Source organism: Micromonospora sp. NPDC003776, from assembly GCF_053605645.1.
This window is the reverse complement of the sequence record NZ_JBSGJR010000664.1, coordinates 1-3,433: the sequence shown is the minus strand read 5'-3', so window position 1 is coordinate 3,433 and position 3,433 is coordinate 1. Positions and strand designations below refer to the sequence as shown.

Genomic DNA, 3,433 nt, shown 5'->3' with positions numbered 1-3,433 from the left:
GCGGAACTGCACAACCAGCGGGTGGCGCCGTTCGCGGAGCACTCGCAGCGGATCTGGGCGCAGCTGCGCCAGGAAAGCAACGGGCCGTCGGGGATCGCGGCGAGCGACTCGGCGTAGCGGGCGGTGAGGGCGTCGTGCTGGTCGGGGAAGATGGCGTCGAGCACCCGGTACCCGGCCGCGGCCACGGCGGCGTCGACCGACTCCGAGCCGTCGGCGGGCGGCGCGATCAGGTACGGCTGGTAGGGCGTGCCGGCGATGGCGTTGACGGCGTCGTAGATGGCGCCGTGCACCATCGCCGCCCCGCGGGACTGGACCTGCGGCGCCTGGCGCGCGACGTCCCAGATCGCCGTCTCGGCGTGCAGGTCCCAGGTGAGCACGGATGCGGCGGACGCGGCGCCGGCCGATGCCCGGGCGGCCGACGGCGCGACCGCGAGCGGCGAGCCGGCGGCCAGGACGGCGGCGACGGCCGCGCACGTGGCGCGGCGCACCATGCGAAGACTGCGTGTCATGAGGTCTCTCCTCGCTGCTTCCGACCCGTCGATTCACCCCGTGTCACGAGGTCACAGCATTGAGCATGTCGACAGTAGACGCTTGCATTCGCACGAGTCGATAGGCTGATCGGCCGTACCGCGGGCATACTCCCCGGCATGCGCGTGCCGTTCCCCGAGCCCGGCCCGTCCTCGGACGTGCCGGCCCTGCTGCTCACCTACCTCGACTACTACCGGGACACCGTCGCCGACCGGCTCGCCGGCCTGACCGACGCGCAGGCCCGCACCAGCCGGGTGCCGTCCGACTGGACCCCGGTGGAGCTGGTGAAGCACCTGACCTTCATGGAGCGGCGCTGGCTGGTATGGGGTTTCCTCGGCGAGCCGGTCCCCGACCCGTGGGGCGACCGCGCCGACGACCGCTGGCACGTCGACCCGGACGAGACCGTGGCCGACCTGGTGGCCGCCCTGCGCCGGGGCGGCGAGCGGACCCGGGCGATCGTCGCGGCGACGCCGCTGGACACCCCCGCCGCGCTCGGCGGCCGGTTCACCGACCCCGCGCGCCGGCCGACCCTCACCGCGATCCTCTTCCACGTGCTGCAGGAGTACGCCCGGCACGCCGGCCACCTCGACGTCGCCCGCGAGCTGGCCGACGGCCGGACCGGTGAGTGACTCAGCCGACGCCGGCCGGCGCGATCGGGCCGCCGACCGTCAGCGGAAGTCCTCCTCGCGGTACTCGCCGGCCGGCCGCCCGCCGGCGTGCTTGTCCCGCTCGGCGGCGCGCAGCTCGGTCCGGCGGATCTTCCCCGAGATGGTCTTCGGCAGCTCGGCGAACTCCAACCGCCGCACCCGCAGATACGGGGCCAGCCGCGCCCGCGAGTGCGCGAACACCGCCGCCGCCGTCTCCGCGGTCGGCTCCCACCCGGGAGCGAGCACCACGTACGCCTTCGGCACCGCGAGGCGCACCGGATCCGGCGACGGCACCACCGCCGCCTCGGCCACCGCCTCGTGTTCCAGCAGCACGCTCTCCAGCTCGAACGGCGACACCCGGTAGTCCGACGCCTTGAACACGTCGTCGGTGCGCCCCACGTAGGTCAGGTAGCCGTCGGCGTCCCGGGAGGCGATGTCCCCGGTGTGGTAGAAGCCGTCCCGCATCGCGGTGGCCGTCAGCTCCTCGTCGCCGTGGTAGCCGACCATCAGCGCGGTCGGCCGGTGCGCCAGGTCCAGGCACACCTCCCCGTCGTCGCCCGGCTCACCGGTCACCGGGTCGACCAGCGTCACCACGTACCCGGGCAGCGGGCGCCCCATCGAACCGGGCTTCACCGGCGCCCCGGGCGGGTTGCCGATCTGCGCGGTGGTCTCGGTCTGCCCGTACCCGTCCCGGACCGTCACCCCCCACGCGACCTCGACCTGCTCGATCACCTCGGGGTTCAACGGCTCCCCCGCCCCGACCACGCTGCGCGGCGGGCGCCTCAACTGGCGCAGGTCGGCCTGGATGAGCATCCGCCACACAGTCGGCGGTGCGCAGAAGCTGGTCACCCCGCACCGGTCCATCGCGGCCATCAGCCCCGCCGGGTCGAAACGGGAGTAGTTGTAGACGAAGACCGTGGCGCCCGCGTTCCACGGCGCGAAGACGTTGCTCCAGGCGTGCTTCGCCCAGCCCGGGGAGGAGATGTTCAGGTGCACGTCGCCCGGGCGCAGCCCGATCCAGTACATGGTGGACAGATGCCCCACCGGGTAGGAGGCGTGGGTGTGCTCGACCAGCTTCGGTCGGGCGGTCGTGCCGGAGGTGAAGTAGAGCAGCAGCGGATCATCCGCCCGGGTCGGCCCGTCCGGCGTGAACCCGGCGTCCTCGGCGTACGCGTCGGCGTAGGCGTGCCAACCGTCGAGCGGCGGGCCGACCGCGATCCGGGTGTAGTCCCCGGGCACCTCGGCGAACTTGCCGGCGTGCTCGGCGCCGACCACCACGTGCCTCGCCGCCCCGCGTTCCAGGCGGTCGGCCAGATCCGCCGGGCCGAGCAGCGGGGTGGCCGGGATGACCACGGCCCGCAGCTTGATCGCGGCGAGGATGGTCTCCCAGAGTTCGAGCTGGTTGCCGAGCATCAGGATCAGCCGGTCCCCGGCCCGTACGCCCCGGGCGCGCAGCCAGTTCGCCACCTGGTTCGAACGGCGGGACAGTTCGGCGTACGACCAGCGGCCCTCGCCGCCGTCCGCCTCGACGATCCACAGCGCCGGGGTGTCGTTGCCCTCGGCGAGCACGTCGAACCAGTCCAGCGCCCAGTTGAACTCGGTGAGGGTCGGCCAGCGGAACTTCCCGTACGCGGTCTCGGGATCCTCGCGGTGCGCGAGCAGGAAGTCGCGCGCCTCGCGGAAGGCCTGGGTGCCGGCGGTGGCCATGGGGGTGTCCTTCCTGTCAGCCGGCGCGCGGCCGGGAGGGGGACGGCGCCGCACGCAGTACGCTGATCCTCGATCAGGTGACGCGGGTCTCACCACCCCCGGACGGGGGTGGCCGGCGGGAGGTGGGGACGGTGCCGACGCTGTATCCGCGCGACGACGCCGACCAGCTTCGCGGCGCGCTGCTCACCCTGCGCCGGGGCACCGGACTGCCGGTCGCCTTCGGCGGGCTCGTCCAGGCCGGCGGGCCGCCCCGGATGACCATCACCGAGCTGGCCGGCACCACCACGTCGGCGCTGCGCGGGCTGGCCATCCACCCCGGCGCCGGGCTCGGCGGCAAGGCCCTCGCCCTGGGCCTGCCGCTGCGGGTCGACGACTACCCCGTCGCCCGCTCGATCAGCCACGAGTACGACGCGCCGGTCGGCGCGGAAGGGCTGCGCTCGGTGGTCGCCGTACCGGTGGTGGTGCGCCGGCAGGTCCGCGCGGTCCTCTGCGGCGCGGTACGCCAGCGGCTCAGCCTGGGTGACCGGCTGGTGGCCGTTGTCGTCGACGTG

General features: G+C 74.1%; 3 protein-coding genes and 1 pseudogene. 2 read left to right on the top strand and 2 right to left on the bottom strand.

The window, feature by feature from the left end; all coding sequences use genetic code 11:
* Positions 1–509 (bottom strand): annotated as a pseudogene (locus tag ACWEVO_RS32930) (hypothetical protein); the annotation flags it as partial.
* Positions 510–647: 138 nt separating this feature from the next.
* Between ACWEVO_RS32930 and ACWEVO_RS32925 the strand changes: the two are divergent.
* On the top strand, positions 648–1,157 hold the full coding sequence (locus ACWEVO_RS32925) for a DinB family protein (RefSeq protein ID WP_452311338.1): 510 nt from the start codon (positions 648–650) through the stop codon (positions 1,155–1,157).
* 39 nt (positions 1,158–1,196) lie between these two features.
* On the opposite strand, the gene ACWEVO_RS32920 is transcribed toward ACWEVO_RS32925, so the two are convergent.
* Positions 1,197–2,882: an AMP-binding protein gene (locus tag ACWEVO_RS32920; RefSeq protein ID WP_452311337.1), complete on the bottom strand. Its 1,686-nt coding sequence runs from the start codon at positions 2,880–2,882 to the stop codon at positions 1,197–1,199.
* A gap of 131 nt (positions 2,883–3,013) precedes the next feature.
* Between ACWEVO_RS32920 and ACWEVO_RS32915 the strand changes: the two genes are divergently transcribed.
* Positions 3,014–3,433, top strand: a 420-nt coding sequence (locus ACWEVO_RS32915) for a GAF domain-containing protein (protein ID WP_452311336.1), incomplete at its 3' end; no start/stop codon positions are given.

Coding starts and splice junctions, on each gene's coding strand:
- ACWEVO_RS32925 (WP_452311338.1), top strand. CDS start 648: ATGCGCGTGCCGTTCCCCGAGCCCGGCCCGTCCTCGGACGTGCCGGCC.
- ACWEVO_RS32920 (WP_452311337.1), bottom strand. CDS start 2,882: ATGGCCACCGCCGGCACCCAGGCCTTCCGCGAGGCGCGCGACTTCCTG.